The 18,454-nt window shown below is 49.0% G+C and carries 25 protein-coding genes; 9 read left to right on the forward strand and 16 right to left on the reverse strand.

Going from position 1 to position 18,454, the window contains the following annotated elements:
* The first annotated feature begins 68 nt into the window (after window positions 1-68).
* From hisF to DNK57_RS04525, 4 genes are read left to right on the forward strand one after another with little or no spacing between them, the layout of a single operon-like run.
* Entirely contained in the window at window positions 69-893 is an 825-nt protein-coding gene (hisF, locus tag DNK57_RS04510; RefSeq protein ID WP_192962296.1) for an imidazole glycerol phosphate synthase subunit HisF, read from the forward strand.
* Between the two features lie 17 nt (window positions 894-910).
* Window positions 911-1,837: a DNA glycosylase gene (locus DNK57_RS04515; protein WP_192961864.1), complete on the forward strand. Its 927-nt coding sequence runs from the start codon at window positions 911-913 to the stop codon at window positions 1,835-1,837.
* Between the two features lie 36 nt (window positions 1,838-1,873).
* Window positions 1,874-2,386 carry a hypothetical protein gene (locus DNK57_RS04520; RefSeq protein WP_192961865.1) on the forward strand — a complete coding sequence of 171 codons (513 nt, stop codon included), beginning with the start codon at window positions 1,874-1,876 and terminating at the stop codon, window positions 2,384-2,386.
* Window positions 2,387-2,388: 2 nt separating this feature from the next.
* Window positions 2,389-2,895, forward strand: a complete 507-nt coding sequence (locus tag DNK57_RS04525) for a GAF domain-containing protein (RefSeq protein ID WP_192961866.1) — start codon at window positions 2,389-2,391, stop codon at window positions 2,893-2,895.
* Window positions 2,896-2,909: 14 nt separating this feature from the next.
* Here the strand turns inward: DNK57_RS04525 and DNK57_RS04530 are convergent, their stop codons facing one another.
* A complete protein-coding gene (locus tag DNK57_RS04530; RefSeq protein WP_192961867.1) occupies window positions 2,910-3,335 on the reverse strand; it encodes a peptidylprolyl isomerase in 426 nt (141 codons plus the stop codon).
* Window positions 3,336-3,417: 82 nt separating this feature from the next.
* Between DNK57_RS04530 and DNK57_RS04535 the strand changes: the two genes are divergently transcribed.
* A complete protein-coding gene (locus DNK57_RS04535) occupies window positions 3,418-4,590 on the forward strand; it encodes an acetylornithine transaminase (RefSeq protein ID WP_192961868.1) in 1,173 nt (390 codons plus the stop codon).
* On the opposite strand, the gene DNK57_RS04540 is transcribed toward DNK57_RS04535, so the two are convergent.
* Window positions 4,579-4,998 carry an NUDIX domain-containing protein gene (locus tag DNK57_RS04540; RefSeq protein ID WP_192961869.1) on the reverse strand — a complete coding sequence of 140 codons (420 nt, stop codon included), beginning with the start codon at window positions 4,996-4,998 and terminating at the stop codon, window positions 4,579-4,581. The two genes, DNK57_RS04535 and DNK57_RS04540, sit on opposite strands and share 12 nt — an antisense overlap.
* Window positions 4,999-5,119: 121 nt before the next feature.
* Here DNK57_RS04540 and lysA point away from each other — a divergent pair, with 121 nt between their 5' ends.
* Window positions 5,120-6,406, forward strand: a complete 1,287-nt coding sequence (gene lysA / locus DNK57_RS04545) for a diaminopimelate decarboxylase (RefSeq protein WP_192961870.1) — start codon at window positions 5,120-5,122, stop codon at window positions 6,404-6,406.
* 5 nt (window positions 6,407-6,411) lie between these two features.
* Window positions 6,412-7,281: a diaminopimelate epimerase gene (dapF, locus tag DNK57_RS04550; protein ID WP_192961871.1), complete on the forward strand. Its 870-nt coding sequence runs from the start codon at window positions 6,412-6,414 to the stop codon at window positions 7,279-7,281.
* Between the two features lie 242 nt (window positions 7,282-7,523).
* Here the strand turns inward: dapF and DNK57_RS04555 are convergent, their stop codons facing one another.
* The 14 genes from DNK57_RS04555 to DNK57_RS04620 all read right to left on the reverse strand — a co-directional run bounded on the left by DNK57_RS04555 (window position 7,524) and on the right by DNK57_RS04620 (window position 16,516).
* Window positions 7,524-7,790: a hypothetical protein gene (locus DNK57_RS04555; protein ID WP_192961872.1), complete on the reverse strand. Its 267-nt coding sequence runs from the start codon at window positions 7,788-7,790 to the stop codon at window positions 7,524-7,526.
* A 162-nt stretch (window positions 7,791-7,952) separates the two neighbouring features.
* Window positions 7,953-8,297: a hypothetical protein gene (locus DNK57_RS04560; RefSeq protein ID WP_192961873.1), complete on the reverse strand. Its 345-nt coding sequence runs from the start codon at window positions 8,295-8,297 to the stop codon at window positions 7,953-7,955.
* 37 nt (window positions 8,298-8,334) lie between these two features.
* Window positions 8,335-8,631, reverse strand: a complete 297-nt coding sequence (locus tag DNK57_RS04565; protein ID WP_192961874.1) for a hypothetical protein — start codon at window positions 8,629-8,631, stop codon at window positions 8,335-8,337.
* A 97-nt stretch (window positions 8,632-8,728) separates the two neighbouring features.
* Complete coding sequence (locus tag DNK57_RS04570) at window positions 8,729-9,142, reverse strand: hypothetical protein (protein ID WP_226891067.1); 414 nt, start codon at window positions 9,140-9,142, stop codon at window positions 8,729-8,731.
* Window positions 9,143-9,222: 80 nt separating this feature from the next.
* Window positions 9,223-10,173, reverse strand: a complete 951-nt coding sequence (locus DNK57_RS04575; protein WP_226891068.1) for a C39 family peptidase — start codon at window positions 10,171-10,173, stop codon at window positions 9,223-9,225.
* Window positions 10,174-10,370: 197 nt separating this feature from the next.
* On the reverse strand, window positions 10,371-10,955 hold the full coding sequence (locus DNK57_RS04580) for a HemK2/MTQ2 family protein methyltransferase (protein ID WP_192961876.1): 585 nt from the start codon (window positions 10,953-10,955) through the stop codon (window positions 10,371-10,373).
* Between the two features lies 1 nt (window position 10,956).
* Window positions 10,957-11,166 (reverse strand): helix-turn-helix transcriptional regulator, encoded by a 210-nt coding sequence (locus DNK57_RS04585; protein WP_192961877.1) that lies wholly within the window; start codon window positions 11,164-11,166, stop codon window positions 10,957-10,959.
* Window positions 11,163-11,600 carry a hypothetical protein gene (locus tag DNK57_RS04590; RefSeq protein ID WP_192962298.1) on the reverse strand — a complete coding sequence of 146 codons (438 nt, stop codon included), beginning with the start codon at window positions 11,598-11,600 and terminating at the stop codon, window positions 11,163-11,165. Before DNK57_RS04590 ends, DNK57_RS04585 begins: the two co-directional genes overlap by 4 nt.
* Window positions 11,601-11,664: 64 nt before the next feature.
* The gene (gene rsmA / locus DNK57_RS04595) at window positions 11,665-12,486 is read right to left on the reverse strand and encodes a 16S rRNA (adenine(1518)-N(6)/adenine(1519)-N(6))-dimethyltransferase RsmA (protein ID WP_192961878.1); all 822 of its coding nucleotides are present in this window, start codon (window positions 12,484-12,486) and stop codon (window positions 11,665-11,667) included.
* Window positions 12,487-12,517: 31 nt separating this feature from the next.
* The gene (locus tag DNK57_RS04600; RefSeq protein WP_192961879.1) at window positions 12,518-13,099 is read right to left on the reverse strand and encodes a DUF655 domain-containing protein; all 582 of its coding nucleotides are present in this window, start codon (window positions 13,097-13,099) and stop codon (window positions 12,518-12,520) included.
* A gap of 40 nt (window positions 13,100-13,139) precedes the next feature.
* A complete protein-coding gene (locus DNK57_RS04605; RefSeq protein WP_192961880.1) occupies window positions 13,140-13,481 on the reverse strand; it encodes an RNA polymerase Rpb4 family protein in 342 nt (113 codons plus the stop codon).
* A gap of 5 nt (window positions 13,482-13,486) precedes the next feature.
* Entirely contained in the window at window positions 13,487-13,777 is a 291-nt protein-coding gene (locus tag DNK57_RS04610) for a 50S ribosomal protein L21e (protein WP_192961881.1), read from the reverse strand.
* A 121-nt stretch (window positions 13,778-13,898) separates the two neighbouring features.
* Window positions 13,899-15,158: a tRNA pseudouridine(54/55) synthase Pus10 gene (locus DNK57_RS04615; RefSeq protein ID WP_192961882.1), complete on the reverse strand. Its 1,260-nt coding sequence runs from the start codon at window positions 15,156-15,158 to the stop codon at window positions 13,899-13,901.
* A 29-nt stretch (window positions 15,159-15,187) separates the two neighbouring features.
* Window positions 15,188-16,516, reverse strand: coding sequence for a signal recognition particle protein Srp54 (locus tag DNK57_RS04620; protein ID WP_192961883.1), 1,329 nt, complete (start codon window positions 16,514-16,516; stop codon window positions 15,188-15,190).
* A gap of 163 nt (window positions 16,517-16,679) precedes the next feature.
* Here DNK57_RS04620 and hpt point away from each other — a divergent pair, with 163 nt between their 5' ends.
* A complete protein-coding gene (gene hpt / locus DNK57_RS04625) occupies window positions 16,680-17,258 on the forward strand; it encodes a hypoxanthine/guanine phosphoribosyltransferase (protein WP_192961884.1) in 579 nt (192 codons plus the stop codon).
* A 4-nt stretch (window positions 17,259-17,262) separates the two neighbouring features.
* Entirely contained in the window at window positions 17,263-18,255 is a 993-nt protein-coding gene (gene dph2 / locus DNK57_RS04630) for a diphthamide biosynthesis enzyme Dph2 (RefSeq protein ID WP_192961885.1), read from the forward strand.
* Window positions 18,256-18,454: the final 199 nt, after the last annotated feature.

Below are 18,454 nucleotides of genomic sequence, written 5' to 3' on the forward strand. Positions count from 1 at the left end.
TATAAGGATTCACGTGATAAATATGCACCGTAGATTCGGACACCTCAGAGTTGTTGATGGCGATTGAAATGCTTGCAAAGAGGATAATACCATGCCTTGACTGTGACCTCCAGGTTCCAAATGGCCGGGTCGTGAAGGGAGTTGAATTCAAACAGATAAGATACGCAGGGGACCCAGTTGAACTCGCGACAAGGTACTATGAGGATGGAGCCGATGAGATAGTGTTCCTTGACATCACGGCATCACATGAGAGACGGGAGACCATGACCCATGTGATAGAGGCCACCACAGAGAACGTCTTTGTACCAATATGTGTCGGTGGAGGTATAAGGGAACCAGAGGACTACGTCAAGATGCTGAAGGCAGGGGCGGACAAGTGCTCCACCAATACAGCCGCAATAAAGAACCCGGAACTCATCAATGAGGCCTCAGACCTGGTGGGGTCCCAGGCGTGCGTCGTTGCGATAGACGCCAAGAGGAGGTACATCGAAAACCCCAGAGAATCAGATGAAAGGTTCATAATAGAGGTTGATGACGGATACTGCTGGTACGAGTGCAGCATCTACGGTGGAAGGGAATTCACAGGTATTGACGCGGTGAACTGGGCAATGGAATGCCAGGATCGAGGTGCAGGTGAGATTCTACTCACATCAATGGACCGTGACGGTACAAAGATGGGCTACGACATTCCCCTCACAAGGACCATGAGCGAGAACCTTGACATACCTGTGATCGCATCAGGGGGTGTAGGGGAACCTGAACACATCTATGAGGCATTCACGGATGGAATGGCAGACGCTGCACTTGCTGCAAGCATATTCCACTTCAATGAATACCCTGTACCTGTGGTGAAGGAGTACCTCAGAGCAAGGGGAGTCCCCATAAGACTGTAGTGTAAGGGGGGGGATCAATGAGGATATATGTTGGGGACTTTGACCTTGAGATGACCCAGAGGAGCGGCCAGACCTCCCAGCCACCCTGGAGGGAGGTTGAGGGCGCCTTCAGGGAACTTCTCATCATCGAGGGGAGGCCCTGCCCGGTTGAGGTCAGGGATGAGGCTGAAATGCTCAGGGTCAGACCCTACGTGGATGTACCTCAGAGGCCTCTCAGGGAAAAGATTGAGTACATATTCGACCTGAAATTTGATATTGAAGATTTCTACACATTCCTCGAGGATAAAAATTTATCATACACGCTTGAATCATCAAGGGGGCTGCGGCTGTTCCTTGCAAAGGACCCATTTGAGTGTGTGATATCCTCAATAGCATCAGCAAACTGCTCGGTTGTGAGATGGACAAGGTCCATAGAGGACATAAGGAGGCTCTGGGGAGAGGCCCACACCTTCAATGGTGAGACCTTCCACACCTTCCCATCCCCCCATGTACTGGCAGGCGTGGCTGAGGACTCCCTTGAGGACCTCCAGAGGTCTGAGGATAACCTCCCCTCTGACTTCAGGTTCAGTGGCCTCAGATCCTGTGGTGTCGGCTACAGGGCACCATACATCAGGGAGACATCAAGGATACTCGCAGAGGAGATGGATATCAGCAGTATCGATGGGATGGACTATTATGATGCAAGGGAGCTCCTCCTTGAACTCCCGGGTGTGGGCCCCAAGGTCGCTGACTGCATACTACTCTATGGCTTCAGGAAGACAGAGGCCTTCCCGGTGGATGTATGGATCAGGAGGATCATGAACCACGTCTACCCTGGCAGGAACTTCAATGACAGGTCGATGGTGGAATTCGCCCAGAGGGAGTACGGTGAGATGGCTGGCTATGTGCAGCTCTATCTTTTCAACCATGCCAGAAGATCCGGGTTGCTTGAGAGGCTCAGGTAAGCATTGCATACAGCCTGCTGGATGGTGGGGAATTATATGGCAAGGAGCCAGATGAAGCAGATAATTGCCAGATTCAAAGGAACCGCAAGGAAATCCTTTGAGGACCTGAGGAGGGCCCTCGATGAAAGGTACTGCTGGAAGTGCCCCCAGAGGTCCACAAGGGAGAATATAGGGTGCCGTGAGGCAGATGCATGGATAAGGCTCCGATCAGCCCTTGAGGAGGAACTCAGGGCCCACCTGGCCGAAACCCTTGGGAAGGATCGACTTGATCTTGTGCTCCTGAGGATGAGGGACAGGGAGTGCACCGGGGACCTGAAGATAATCAGGAGGCGCCAGGAGTACCTGGTTGTCCGGGACAGTGTATCCGGGATCAGGATAGGCCATGAGGTCCTGCTGGGACCCAATGTCCTTAGGGTTGAAAGAATTGAGGGAGTGAGGATCATAACAGATCAGGGAGCACACCCCATACATGAAATTGAGGGTAGGGTGCTTGGGAGGATAGGGCCCAGGCACCACCTCTACAGGGAGATAAAGGAAATGGAGGAATAGTAATGGATCTTAAGGAAAGGATTGAGTCTGCAGCATCGGTAAGGGAAGCCTCAGATATTGTTTTTGATGAAATAAAGAGGAGGACTGGGAGCAGTTACTGCTACGTTGCCTATGTTGACCCCGAGAACAGGGACAGTGTCGGCATAAAATTCTCCCACCTCACAGAATACTGCAGACACTACGAGGAGATGGGGGAGGCACGCTTTAAACTTCCAGCCAGCGGCAGGTACGGGGGCCTCCTCGGCTACTCCCTTGACACCGGGGAATCATTCTTCACAAACGACCCTGCCAGGCACCCGGCAGCCCATGGCATACCTGATGGGCACAGGAGGGTTTCAAAGTTCCTTTCAGTGGCTGTTAAGGATTCAGAGGGAATACTCGGCCAGATAGTCGCAGCCGATCCACCAGAAAACTACGATGAAAACCACCTCAGAATAGCAGAGGAAATTGCAGAACACTATGCAGGGGTCCTCAGGAGGTTCTGGAGGGGCGAAATCCCCCTTGAGTGATATCAGGGAACGATTCATTCGTCGTAGACCCTGACCTTTAGCATCTGGTCTCCCCTTTCTATGGATTCCACAACATCCATACCCCTTACAACCCTCCCGAAGACGGTGTGGACACCATCAAGGTGGGGCTGGGGTGATAATGTTATGAAGAACTGGCTGCCGCCGGTGTCTCTCCCTGCATGTGCCATTGAGAGGGCCCCCTTAACGTGCCTGTTTGGATTTATCTCGCACTTTATGGTGTAACCGGGGCCACCTGTCCCATCGCCCACCGGACACCCACCCTGGATCACGAAGTCGGGTATGACCCTGTGGAAGGTTAGTCCATCATAGAATCCACTGTTTGAAAGCTTTTCAAAGTTTGCAACCGTGTTTGGGGCATCCTCCTCAAAGAGGATCAGCTCTATCTCACCCTTAACGGTTTCAATAACAGCCCTTTTCATTTAACCACCTTAACATAAATATTTATTATCAGTTTAGGTTCAACATTAATACAGTTCCCCATTATAAATTTTTGGTGATATCATGGATTCAGAGGAAATAATTGAACTTGAAGGTAAATTCATCATGCAGACATATACAAGGCAGCCCATTGTACTGTCCCATGGAAAGGGGGCAACTGTATGGGACATTGAGGGCAACTCCTACATAGACTGCTTTGCAGGGGTCGCTGTTAACAGTATCGGCCACGCCCACCCGAAGGTCGCCCTCGCCATCTGCCACCAGGCCCAGAGGCTCATCCATTCATCCAACATTTACTATACCCGGGAGCAGGTTGAACTCGCAAAGCTTCTAACGGCCATATCCCCACATGACAGGGTTTTCTTTGCAAACAGTGGTGCAGAGGCCAACGAGGGGGCCATAAAACTTGCAAGGAAGTTCACGGGCAAATCTGAGATAATAGCAGCTGAGAACTCCTTCCATGGAAGGACGCTTGCAACCGTAACTGCGACTGGTCAGAAGAAGTACAGCGAACCCTTCAAACCACTGCCTGAAGGCTTTAAACATGTCCCCTACGGCGACATTGGGGCAATGGCGGATGCTATAGGTGATGAAACAGCAGCCATAATCCTGGAACCTGTGCAGGGTGAGGGGGGAGTCATAGTCCCACCCAAGGGCTACCTGAAGGATGTTCAGGAACTTGCAAGGCAGAATGATGTGCTCCTGATCCTCGATGAGGTCCAGACAGGCTTTGGACGGACCGGGGCAATGTTTGCATCCCAGTTATTTGGCATAGAGCCAGATATAACAACCGTGGCAAAGGCCATGGGGGGCGGCTATCCAATAGGAGCTGTACTTGCAAATGAGAGGGTTGCAAGGGCATTTGAACCCGGTGACCATGGATCCACCTTCGGGGGAAACCCCCTGGGATGCGCTGCAGCCATAGCCACCATCGAAGTTTTGATGGACGAGAAGCTACCTGAGAGGGCAGCTAAGATGGGTTCATACTTCCTTGGAAGGCTCAGGCAGGTCCTCCATGGATGTGATGCCGTCAGGGAGATACGCGGTGTCGGCCTCATGATTGGAATTGAGATCGATGGTGACTGTTCAGGGCTGGTTGACGCTGCAAGGGAGATGGGGGTCCTGATAAACTGCACAGCCGGCAACGTCATAAGGATCGTGCCGCCCCTGGTAATAAAGAAGGAGGAGATTGATGCGGCTGTGGATGTACTGGGTCATGTGATCTCAGATCTCTGATAGCTCCAGCTTCTCGCACCTGAAGAGGTCTGGCCTATCACCTTTGAATTCACTCAGCCAGGGAGAAAATTCAAGGTCTCCTGACCTGAACCAGCAGAAGTCCTCATGCTCCATGCTCAGCTCAAGGGCACCCCCCTTGACCTCCACAGAGAATATTATATTCACTGATACCTTCTGGGGGAACATCTGCTCATATGCCCCTAGAAGATGCAGGGGCCTGACCATGAGACCCGTCTCCTCATGGACCTCCCTTGAAAGGGCCTCATCAAGTGTTTCCCCTGCCCTCACCTTACCCCCCGGGAGCTCCCAGAGGGATGGGTTTGTGCCGGATTCTCTGGACCTCCTGAGCATTAAAACACCATTCTCGCCCCTTATAAGGGCCCTTACAACTGGAATAAACGGCTTCATATTTTCACACCCTAAGGACTTATATTGTCATTTGGATAAAGATTTGATTAAACTTTAGTAGTTAGGGAGTTACTAGAACCCCCTCGTCTACATATCATTAAATTTAGGAGGATCACCACTAATGTTTCCTGATATTGAGGTTAACGATAAGGGACATCTTGTGATTGGCGGTGCAGATGCAGTTGAACTTGCAGATGAATACGGCACCCCACTGTATGTAATAGATGAGATGAGGATAAGGGAGAACTACCGGAGGCTCCACAGGGCATTCTCAGGTGAATATTCACGTTTCCAGATATTCTACGCCTGCAAGGCCAACACCAACCTTGCAGTCATGAGGATACTGGAGGAGGAGGGGAGCGGAATTGATGCGGTATCCACTGGAGAGATCTACACTGCCCTCCTGGCTGGTTTTGACCCTGAAAGGATACTCTACACAGGTAACAACGTCAGGGACGATGAACTGCAGTTCGCCGTAGATTCAGGTGTCAGGATAAACGTGGATTCAAGGTCACAGCTCCTCCGGCTTTCAGAGATCGCCCCTGAGGGTCTCAGGATATCCTTCAGGGTGAACCCCCTCGTGGGGGCAGGGCACCACGAGCACTGCATCACCGGCGGAGAGATGAGCAAGTTCGGTATAATGGATAGGGAGGCCCCGGAGGTCTACAGGATGGCCATGGACCTTGGATTTGAGCCTGTGGGGATACATGCTCATATAGGCTCAGGTATACTGGACCCTGAGCCCTTCATGCTGGCCGTTGAAACCCTCATGGACATAGCCGGAAGGGTTCATGAGGACACAGGGGTTGAATTCGAGTTCATAGACTTTGGGGGTGGGCTCGGGATACCCTACACACCTGAGGAGGAACCCCTGGATATCGATGAATTCGCATCAAAGATAACAGGACTCTTCAAGGATAAACTCTCAGAGTACGGTCTTGGAAGACCCATGATGTGCCTGGAACCCGGCAGGTACATAGTTGGGGATGCATCCTACCTCCTCACAAGGGTCAACACCATAAAGGAGAGCTACAGGAAATTTGCAGGTGTTGACGCGGGCTTCAACACCCTCCTGAGGCCCGCCATGTATGGATCCTACCACCACATACTTGTGGCTGAAAGACCTCTGGATGAGCCATCTGAGAAGATGGATGTGGCTGGAAACGTGTGTGAATCAGGGGACCTATTTGCAAGGGACAGGCCGCTTCCTGAAATTAATGAGGGCGATGTCCTGGCCATCATGAACTCAGGGGCCTACTCCTTCTCAATGTCCTCCCAGTACAACTCCAGGCCAAGACCAGCCGAGGTCCTTGTGAGGGAGGGTCAGGTTGATGTTGTCAGGGAGAGGGAGACCTTCTCTGACCTCTTAAGGGGACAGAATGTACCTGCAAGACTTCTAAAGAGGTAGATCTGATGACGAAGATGATACTCTTTTCCAAGATGCATGGACTTGGAAATGACTACGTGGTTATAGATGAGAGCACCCAGGAGTGCATATCCGAGGAGGAGAAGCCAGAGTTTGTAAGGGAGGTATGCACCAGGGGATTCTCTGTGGGCGCTGATGGTGTTATATTTGTCCAGCCTCCATCCGGTGAAGGTGATATCCGCTTCAGGATATTCAATGCCGATGGAAGCGAGGCAGAGATGTGCGGAAATGGTATAAGGTGCTTCTCAAAGTTTGTATATGACAATGCCATAGTGAGGAAGAGGAGACTGGAGGTGGAAACCCTCGCAGGTATCAAGACCGTGGAACTGGAGGTCGAGGATGGTGCAGTGGTCTCCTCAAGGGTTGATATGGGTACAGCCACCTTCAAAACAGACCAGATACCCATGGATGTTGAGGAGTATGAGTTCATAGACAGGTTCCTCCCTGTTGAGGGCGAGGACATCAAGCTCACAGCACTAAGCGTCGGGAACCCCCACGCCATAATATTCGTTGACGATGCACGGGGGGTGGACCTTCACAGGCTTGGACCGGCAATAGAGAACCATCCCCTCTTTCCTGAGAGGATAAATGTCCACTTTGTTGAGGTCGTGAGCCCCTCTGAGATAATCATGGTGACATGGGAGAGGGGCGCCGGACCCACCATGGCCTGCGGTACCGGGGCCACAGCCAGTGTAATTGCAGGTGTTAAACTCGAAAAACTGGATGACAGTGTCCTGGTGCACCTTCCAGGAGGGGAACTTAAAATAGATGTCTACCAGGACGGCGCAGAACTTGGGGCCTACATGGAGGGGGATGCCGTCATGGTATTTGATGGTATACTGCTCCGTGATCCATAGGATGGTTTAAAAGGCCCTGTAATTCATTTTTCAAATCCTTGAAAAATGGTAGGGGCCTGGTTTTATCAGGGATCCACTTGGGGATCTCCCATATTGTTTGATTTTTGGGTCGGGGTAACATGTGTCTCTCACTGTTCCATGTGAGAGCATCCGTGATGTCTGGTTCCTTTCCTAAAGTTGGGTTATAATATTGTGCATCTTAATAACACTTCAATTTTTCAGAGGTTTTTGTCTCAAGCTTTTTAAGAGGTGCATGCAGAGCAGACAATTAGATGTGTTTGAGGAATACTTAAAAGGAGCATGAGCATGTTTGCTATGAACAAGCCGATGTCTCCTGGTTTCAGAACTCTCTTCTTAATGTCACGTATGAAGATGAATATAAGGCCAAGGAAACACCCAAGACAAAGAGTTGAAAAAACTTCGATCTTGAAGGAATAATCTGCACCTTTACCCTTGATGTTCTGCATTTCCTCGTTGTTTTCAGTGCTGGTTTGAGCTGCGCTGTCCACGGCCGGAATGTTATATGGTTATTGGTTGATTACAGTAGTGTAACCTGTAAATCTCTTGGAAATTGTGGGGTGTTAATTGTCTATCTTTTTCCCCCGCTGGATCTGCAAGTTCAACACTTTCATTTAGTTAAGTTTAATCTCCTGCTGATAACTTTATGTTGGCTATTTCACCTTCTCTTTTTTATCAAATGCAAGTAAAATTAACGCTGCTATAGTCACTATAGTCATGGTATTTCTTAGTAACGGTGGCTGCCGGGTTAGTATTACTATATAAAATAATAAAGCCAGAGCTATTGTGTAAAACAAAAGTTTTAATCTTCTTCCGGGGGTATCATAGATACTTTGAAGTCTGGCATATCCATAAAGAGTTAGTACAATTAACATGAACATTAACAATCTTAACTCTGAGTATTGGAAAAAATTAAATTCTATGTATAAAAAAATCCCAAAAAAGACTGCAGACAGGAGTAACATTATTCTTTTTTCTTGTTTTTCATTTATATCCATAAATACTCCTCCTATTTCATAAAAATAAAATTAGATATCAGGTATATGTCCACCAACCCTCTTTAAGATGCGCTGTTCCCACGGTGCCTAGATAAGCTGTCCCTAAGAAACCAAACAGCTTACCCACGGGATGATTTGTGTAACCTAGTGCTACACAGACCCAGGCACCTCCATAGTAGACTCTCCACCAGTTAAAGCTTCGGTTGTACCATGTATTCCTGTTCCATCTCCCTTCTCTCTTTAACCTTTGATTTAGCCTGTACTTCCAGTTTTTACCTTTAATGTTCTGCATTTCTTCAGTGGTTAAAGTTTTTACTGTTTTCTGCTTGTACATTGGTTGTCACTGAGTCAATGGTTTAATTCTTTGTATCTATGGTTGTCTTATTGTTGAATATGGGGGCGTAGCCGCTGTAGATTTCTTGGAATTCATTTTATGCTTCTTTTGGTTTGGTTCTGGAGGATATGATCTTGTTTATCATGGCGTTTATCATGGCTCCTATGGTCATAAGTATGAGGGTGGTGAAAAAGGATCCTACTAGAAGTAGTAGTATCCAAGGGCTATTGTGGATCATTGATTCTGGTATTCTTATTGATCCTATTTCTGGTATGAGTCTGATTAATCCTATGAGTAAAGATACTGTGGCTGCTATAATCACTGTTATAATCATGTTAACTGCTTCTTCTTCCTTCTTACTGAAATGTGCAATAAAGAACCCTGCCAGGATAACAAGGGACAATCCTAGAGGGAATGCCACGTCCAATATCAGGGGGATGAGAAGTACTGCCGAACCAATTAACAAGACATATACCCGTTGCATTTTCACATGCCCTCGAATGATATCCATATTCTTCACACCTTATTTCTTCTTGCCTTCACAAAAAATAAGAAGGTGATAACTAATAATATTCTTCATACTTAATCTCTTCATGCCGCATACCTATATCCCACGCGCCGATACCAATCCATATAGCGATCACTATAAGTCTTACAGCGAGCATAATAATAGTCAAAGCCATCAGCATCCAGCGTAAAAATACAGCGCACCATTTGGGCTGTATAAGAGGCCAGATGGAATCCATAATAGGCACGGACACGCACAGGGTACCAACCACACCAATGATAAGAACACCGCCACTTCCATGGATGCCAATGTTTATGCCTCCATTTTTTACCTTTAATGTTCTTCATTTCCTCATCAGTCAGAGTTCTATTGTCTGCCTTCACATCAGAGGCGGTATCTGTCAGGTTATTTATGGAGTCTGATGAGTTTGTATTCTTGTTGCTTTGATCTGTAGTTTCGTTGACCTGTGGATCATTAGGATCATTTATAACCAGTGCATATCCGCTATAAATCTCAGCAAACTCTTCTATATTCATTTCGATGTTCCCGAGGCTTGGATCTGCGAGTTTGATCGTGTCATTGGTGATTCCGTTTATTACGGTGTAGTGTCCCGTGCCGTCATTGATGGTATAGGCGATCATGTTTTCTCTGAGTTCAGATATGTTTAGTTTCATGCCGGTTGCGTTCACTCCCTTGGCCCTGCTGGCTTCCAGGAGGCCCTGCATGGTGGTCCCGTCTTCGGTTGTTCCGGCAAGGCTTGCGAGTTCATCCTCTGTGGTGTTCACTCCGAGTCTCTGGAGGAGGGTGGCGAGTGCTGCGGGTCCGCAGGTGTAGTTCCTTGTCTGGAGGACCACACCCTCAAAATCCACTGTGACATTATCAGGGACCTCCGAGTTATCCTGGACATCAAAGCATGTGGAGTTGTCTGCGCAGACCTCAGCATCCACTCCAGGGTCGTCTGCAGCGGCTGAAGAGTTAACAGACACCGCGAGGAGGAGCACGACCAGCAACAGGACATAAAAACCTCTCACCATGGACACCTCCATTAACTGATAATAATTCTATACAAAAAACTCATATATATATATTACGGATCAGCTACAGCATATTACTTGAAGCGACAGTAAAATTTCATAGTAGGCATATAAATGGGGGACTCGCCATAAATCGATGGGAGATTAAAAAAACTGGAAAAACATGACACACCAGCTCATGGTGGTTATAAAATTCTTTAAATCCTGGCTGTTATCAGGACTATCTCCTCAAAGAAGTACCTCTCACTTGCAGTAACGGACGCATCAAAACCCATACCTGCCAGTTTCTGGAGGGTCTTCTCTGTATCAGAGAGGGAAGACTGCACCAGCTGGACCCTCCCTCTGGGTTTCAGGTGTGCTGGAACTTCGTCAAGGAACCTGTCTATAACCATCCTGCCGTCGGGGCCCCCGTTCCAGGCAAGGTCCAGGACATCCCCTGTGGCATCCTCCTCTGTGGCTGGAAGGTAGGGTGTGTTAAAGAGGATGACGTCAAATTTTTCACCCTCAACCGGCTCAAAGAGGTCTCCATGGAGGATTCTGATTTTAACTCCATTGATAATGGCATTCTCCTGTGCGCACTTAACTGCGGCGGGATTCACATCGGTTGCAGTCACATCCCCCTTCTCTGATGCTTTTATGGCAACAAGTCCTGTCCCGGTACCTATCTCAAGGACACTATCCCCTTCCATGACATCCAGGTTATCTGCAAGGAGGAAGGTGTCCTCTGCCGGCTCATAGACGTTTCTGCATGTTCTTATTTTAATCTCACCGTATCTTATCATTTCATTCTTCACCGTCCTCATCAAGGATGAAGACATCCTCGATATACTCCCTTCCAAGGGCCCTTGTGATTCTGTGGGCAAGGATCAGGGAGGGGCTGTAGCGTCCCCTCTCAAGGGCTATTATGGTCTGCCTTGTCACCCCAACCCTCTCTGCGAGTTCCTCCTGGGTTAATCCGAGTTCCTTCCTGTGTTCCCTTATGAGTGTCCTCAATTCTCCCTCTCCAGCCGGTAGTTTGTCACGGATTTTGCAAGTACACCTGCAATGAGTGCAAGTACAATGAAGGGGTCTACGTGGGGCTTTCCCTGCAGGGAGCTTGAGATGAGTTCTATGAATACTCCAATTACAAGCACTGGCATCATGGCCCATGCGGCGTTTCTTTCTGCTATGGCCTCATGGAGGTATTCCCTCTCATCCCTTTTCACCTTCCACATAACATCAAACATGTCCAGGAAGAGGAATGCAAGCCAGGCACCTGTCACATACATCCTTGTGGTGGTGTTGAGGGGGAGCAGCTGGATCCCAACAAGGAGGATGAGTACGCATGCAAGGTATACTGCACCCTGCCAGGTTTTTATTGAGACCCCCCAGCCACCATACTTTCTTCTACCGAACCATTGGGGTCTTGCTATTATCAAAACAATCACCATGTAAAAAATAGTTTACATAATATTTATAGTTTTCTACTGAATGTGCTGATAAAGGCCAGGTTCAGGAAGACCCTGAAAGATCCTCTATGTGCTCTGCTATTTCAAGTATCTCCTCGGGTCTCAGCTGAAAGACCCTCTTCTCCAGTATTTCAGCTGGAATACTCTGCAGAACTTCATGGAAGCTCAGATCAGTCTTTATTTCATGGAATGATTCTCTAAGGGATTTTGAGGCTTTCTTCTTCCTGTGCTGAAAGAGTGCACGGCATACATCCTCGAGGAATGCCGGTGGCCTGAAACCCGTAGGTTTAAGGGTTACAACTGCAGATTCAACTTTGGGACGGGGGAAGAAACAGCCCGGTTTCAGGTAGTCAACTATTTCAACCTCTGCAAGGAAGTGCACCATGACAGAAAGCCTTGAATAATCCCGTGTACCGGGCTCTGCAACCATCCTCCTTGCAAATTCCTTCTGGTACATGAGAACAGCGAGTTCAAAGTCATGTTCCAGAAGCCTGAAGGTTATGGGGGAGGATATCTGGTAGGGGAGGTTGGATACTACCTTGTTGAATTCTGGGAAATCAACTCTAAGGGCATCACCGACCACCACATCAACGTTATCCGTCTGAACCCGGTCCTTCAGGATCCCTGCAATGAAGGGATCACTCTCAATTGCGGTCACATGACCTGCAAGTTCTGCCATTGGAAGCGTGAGGGTCCCTATGCCCGCTCCTATCTCCAGGACCCTGTCATCCTCCCTGAGGGAAGCGTATTCAAGTATGCGCTGCCTTTTCACCTCATCTATGAGGTAGTTCTGGCCGAGGCTCCTTCGAAGCCTCACACCATACTTCCTCAGCACGTTCCTTGTCTCGGTGTAGAGCCCTGACATAAAAATAGATTCTAATTTTTAAATTGAAGGATCAGCCCCTCCTCTGCTGGGGCGGTCTCGTGAATATGTTGTACTTACGTTTTCCCCGTTTGGCGCCCTCAACATCCAGTTCCATGAGGACCCTCCTGACGATGAGTTTAACAGGGTCTGATAGCATGGGGACCCTGTTCTTTATGTCCTCGAAACTTTCAAAGGGCTTCTCCTCACGGGCCTTGAGAATGTCCCACATGTGCTTTTTACCGATTCCTGGAAGAAGTTCAAGCTGGTGAAGCCTGGTACTTATGGACCCCGCCTCATTGAAGAACTTTACAAACCTGTCCTCATTTGACTTTATTATCTCCTCAACGACGTAGGGCAGCTCAACCCTGGCAGTGGCTGTGAGTTCATTGTGACGGAGCCTCCTGTTTATACGGGCGATCTTGTCCCTTTTACCCTTGCCGATGTAGACCTCCTCGTGGATTTCAAGGTCCACGTCCGGCCTTGGTGTTAACTCAAGGAGGGTGAACTCATCCTTACCCAGTGCCTGGGCAACAGGCCTCTTCTTGAATGTACCGAACCCTTCGCTCATGTAACCAAGTGGAAGGTAATCCAGTATGATAGCGTATTCTTCCATGAAATCACATACTCTAATTTTTTCAGGTCAGATATTATTTTTATTCGACCCGGTATTTATCTATTACCTCGAGTATGCCTGGAAGGTCATTAGCCTTTATGGGAACCCTCTCCTTGGCAAAGATTAAACGAAGGTCGGATATGTCCACGGGCATTATATCCGCAATTTTAACTGCATGCCTCCTTTTGATGTTGGGGATATCCATGAGTTCCTCAACCAGCTCCCTGCTCCTTTCGGGGTCAAGCCTTGAAAAGCGGGTTACATGGTCAAGGACAAGGTTCTGCTCATATGTGAGTTCATGGTCCTCCCCAAATTTTTCAAGGATCTCCTTAACCTCTGCCATAGATACAGGTTCACTTTCCAGAACCTTTTTCCCGATCATGGGAATCACTCTTGCATCTGAAGGTGCTCTGGCCTCACAACAAGCTGTTTATCCTTGTTACCATCCTTCAGGGCAACAACATAGGATTTGCCCATCATACCCACAACACGACCTGTTTTACCATGGAATCGCGGGTGTGGCTGGCCCCTGTGAATGCTCGGGTCAATGATGATGTGTACTAGGTCACCCTCATTGAAGCTCTGTATCTTCCTTGTTATGGGATTGGACCTGCCTGGCCTTTTAACCTTCTGAAGCTTGTATCTTGTTTTACTTCTGAAACCTCTTGATCTTCTCATTCTTTAACCTCCATAAAAAGCCTTCTATGGCTTGTAACAGTCACTAAAACTTTACAAGAATCAGATATCTAAACTTATAAGTTCTCTATTTAATATCTCCATTAATATATATTTTTCCTTATCACGGGTTCTGTATGGCACCGGGGTTTACCTTTTTTTGATCAATCGCTTCCTGATCTTCATCACCGACCTCAAGGACATCAAGGGCCACGCACCTCGCAGGAACACCCAGAACGCTGCTCACACTTGGATCTGTACGCCCAGAATCCCCTGATATAAGCTCCTTTATATATAGACCCCCCTCACCCTTTATTATTAACTCAAGGCAGCCATCCAGCCTCTTCCAGGAGATGTCCAGGACCCTCCTCTCCCTGACCATGTCAGCCCTCCGGTGGGAGACCCTCACAGGGGTTCGCTGTCTTATGGTGTCAAGTGATCCGAGTTTCTTCAGGTCATCATCGGTGACATTCCCATCCAGTTCAACCAGGGCCCGGTAGACCTTGTATCTACTCTGCGATGAGTCCTTCAGTTCAACCTTCCTGTTTCTTGTGGAGAACCTGAGGCCCTCCACCTCAACCATACCCTCTGCCCTGCGGTTAACCTCATCCTCAAGGGATTCAGGGTCCAGACTCCTTATCCTTGGCTCCCTTATCTCCAGGACAAAGGGCCTCCCTGTCCCGAGCATCCTGACATCCACATCCTCCCTGCCTGAGCCATGGAACCTGGCATCACGGCCCCGGGCGGCCTCCAGGATGGGCCCGGATATGAGCTCCTCCACAGAGGTCGGGTACATCTTACCGGTGTAATTGCACCTCTCACAGCCCCTCCCCCTGCACTTCCTGCAGGGCCAGCGGGTCTGGGGGATGCCCCTCACCAGCTTGCGGTACCTTCCCTCAAGGAAGATGGGGTTTATCTGGATCCAGACCCGGATATCCCCTCTGAAGTCCACCATGGCTACCAGGTCGGGCTCCTCAAATTCTGCGCTGCAGCCCAGCAGTTTGAGGACCCTCTTACCAAGTTCACGGTTGAGGTCCCTTTTAAGGCCCTCACCCTGGATTCCGAGGCGCTTTCTGATCTCATCATCAAGTTCCACCATTTCAGGGGGCAGCCTTGTACCCACCAGTACCGATGAGTATTCGAGGCCAAGTTCATCCACCCTCTCCTTAATCATCCCTGCGGCATCATCGATCCTATCAAAGACGTCGCCACAGATCATGCATGGCCCTGAGAGTTCCAGCGAGAATTCCTTCTTGAGTCTATCACCCCTGAGAAGGTTCCCTGGACCTTCAACAACATCAACAAAGTGCCTCCCCAGGCAGTGCAGACATATTCTGGTCTCTGTGATTTCAAGCAGTGCTTCCAGTCTCTTCTGAACATCCATACTGATCCCCTGATGGTCTCTGCTTTTCATTATCTCATGAACTGCCTCATGAGCTGGCCCATGGGTCCGCCCATATTTCTCCTTCCAAGCCCCTTCATGGCCTTTTTGGTGACCCTGTAGTACTTCAGGAGCTCCTTAACGTCCTCGTTTCGCATGCCGGAACCACGGGCTATCCTCTTTATCCTGGAGTGTTTTATGATTTCTGGTTTTTCAAGTTCCTCCTCTGTCATGGAGTCCATTATTATGAGGTACTTCTTTATGGTCTCCTCTGTCATCCTGCTGGCGTCCTTTGGGAGCTTCCCAATACCTGGCAGCATATTCATAACCTGCTGCAGGGGCCCCATCTTACCCATCATCTCAAACTGCACCCTCATATCCTTTAGGGTGAACTTACCTGAGAGTATTGCGTCAAGGGATTCCTCTGCAATGTCCTCCTCTGAAACCTCCTCCACCTTCTCGAGGAGAGTTCTGAGGTCCCCCATACCCAGGAGACGTGAGATGAACCTTTCGGGATCAAAGACCTCAAGGTCGTCTATCCTCTCACCGGTCCCTATGAACTTTATGGGGGCACCTATCTCTGCAACGGCCGAGAGGGCCCCACCACCCTTGGCTGAACCATCAAGTTTTGTCACAATTATTGAACCTACATCCGTTGCCCCTTTGAATGCAAGGGCCTGTTCCCTTGCCTGCTGACCTATAGTTCCGTCGATTACAAGTATGGCCTCATGGGGCTTCACAATGGCTGAAAGTTCCTCCATCTCCCTGAGGAGGTCCTTTTCCTCCTTGTGCCTTCCAGCTGTATCGAAGATTATGACGTCCTTTTTCTGGAAACTGGCCAGTCCCTTCTCTGCAAGATCAAGGGCGTCCCTGGTCTCTGGGTCGCCGTATATGCTTATATCCTGCCCCTCGGTGTACTGTTTCAGCTGCTCAAGGGCAGCAGGTCGCCAGGTGTCTGTACAGACCACTCCAACGGTGAAACCCTTCTTGCGGAGGTACCTTGCAAGTTTACCAATGGTTGTTGTTTTACCGCTGCCCTGAAGTCCGAGGAAGAGTATGCGGTATGGTTTATCATCTATGACAAGTTCATGGCTCTTCTCACCCAGGAGTTTGACCATTTCCTCGTAGACTATGCTTATGATGTGCTCCTTGGGGGTTATCCCCCTGGGGGGTTCCTCTTTGAGTGCCCGCTCCTCAATCGACTTTGACAGGTTGAATACAAGTTTTATGTTGACATCGGACTGGATCAGGGCCCTCTGTATATCCTTTATGACCTCCCTGACGACCTCCTCATCAACAATGGTCATCCCTGCCAGCTTTTTCATAGTTTTACTGAGACTTCTGCCCAGATTCCCAAGCATGGTTTCACCTGCAGTGATGGATAATCATTAACTATTGTTGGGATCAACTTATATATTAAGATCATAGAGTGGGTGATGGGCGTCAGTTTTTGGATCTATATTAAGGCCATTCACCATACTAGATATTGAATTCAATTTTCAACAATCCTGATGCGTGATCGAAATGCTTGATAAACTCAAGGAAAGCCTCAGAAATTCACCTGTGATTAAGAAGGGAGAGTACGACTACTTTGTAAACCCTGTAACCGATGGCATACCCCTCACTGAACCTGAACTCCTGGAGGAGGTTGCTGAGGAGATCGTGAGGAGATTCAGGCCCGAAGCCGATAAAATAATCTGCATAGAGGCCATGGGCATACACCATGCCACGGTGCTATCACTGAAGACAGGAATACCCTTCGTGGTTGTAAGGAAGAGAAGGTACGGTCTTCCAGGTGAGGTCGCCGTCCATCAGATGACAGGATACAGTGAGGGGGAACTCTACATAAACGGTGTTGAGGAAGGTGATAGAGTCGTTGTCATTGACGATGTTGTGAGCACCGGGGGAACCCTGCTGGCGGTCCTGGAAGCCCTCAGGGAGATTGATGTTGATGTCAGGGATGTTATAACAGTCATAGATAAGGGTGAGGGATCCCGGGTTGTGAGGGAAAGGACAGGTTTCAGTGTGAAGAGCCTTGTGAAGGTTGATGTTATCGATGGCAGGGTTAAGGTTGAGGATATCCCTGCCGGGGGGCAGGATTGATTAGATGTCACTCTACAGACTTGAAACTGAAAGGGTCATCGGGGAGATAAGGAAACGCAGTGCCCGGGTCGTGGGCCTCCAGTTCCCTGAGGGGCTTAAAATGAGGGCAGTTGAACTTGCAGAGAGAATAGAATCGGAGACAGGTGCAACTGCCGTCATATCTGCTGACCCATGCTTCGGGGCATGCGATGTTTCAGATAAGAAAATGAGGGGCATGGTTGACCTTATAGTCCACTATGGGCACACACCACTCCCCCTTGACTATGAGGTCCCGGTGATATTCATAGAGGCCGCATCCTCCGTTGAGATCGACCATGTCCTCAGGGAGGCCGCTGAAAGACTTTCAGGTCACAGGAGGATTGGAATCGCAACAACAGCACAGCACCTCCACCTCCTTGACCAGGTAAGGTCATTCCTTGAAGAGAGGGGTTTTGAGGTGGTCACAGGTGAGGGTGTGAACACAGCAGGTGGACAGGTCCTGGGATGCAACTTCTCGGCCATCAGGGGTACTGATGCAGACGCATATCTCTTCCTTGGAAGCGGGAACTTCCACCCCCTTGGAATAAAACTCTTCACCGGCCGGGAGGTTGTAGTGGCTGACCCCTATCACGGTGAGGTGAGGGACATCGAGGAATTCGCAGACCGGGTACTGAGGGTGAGGTTTGCGAGGATAAGCAGGGCAGCTGATGCCAGCAGGTGGGGGGTGGTGGTCTCATCAAAGGGCGGGCAGATGAGGTTTGAACTGGCCCTCATGGTTAAGAAAAAACTTGAGGATGCAGGCAGGGAGGCCATCATACTCCTCATGGAGAACATCTCACCAGCTGCACTCCTCCCCTTCAGGGAACTTGAAGCCTTCGTGGTAACGGCCTGTCCAAGGATAGCCATAGATGATTCACAGCTCTACGACAGGCCACTCCTGAACCCATCAGAACTGGAGATAGTTCTTGGAGAGCGAAGCTGGGACGACTACACACTGGATGAGATAATACATGGATAGCTCGGCATTTTTTTCCCGTTTTTTTCTTTTCCCGGAAACTTTCAGATGAGATAATACAATGGATAGCTCGGCACCCTTCTGTAGGATGTTGATCTGGGACATCCATTTAATGGGGAAAAACTCATATACCATGATGGCTCCACACTGATTAAATTCTCTGATGGAGGCATTTGTTGAATTTAAGTATCTAAGGGGTAGA

Source organism: Methanothermobacter thermautotrophicus (assembly GCF_014889545.1).
Taxonomy (GTDB): Archaea; Methanobacteriota; Methanobacteria; order Methanobacteriales; family Methanothermobacteraceae; genus Methanothermobacter; species Methanothermobacter thermautotrophicus_A.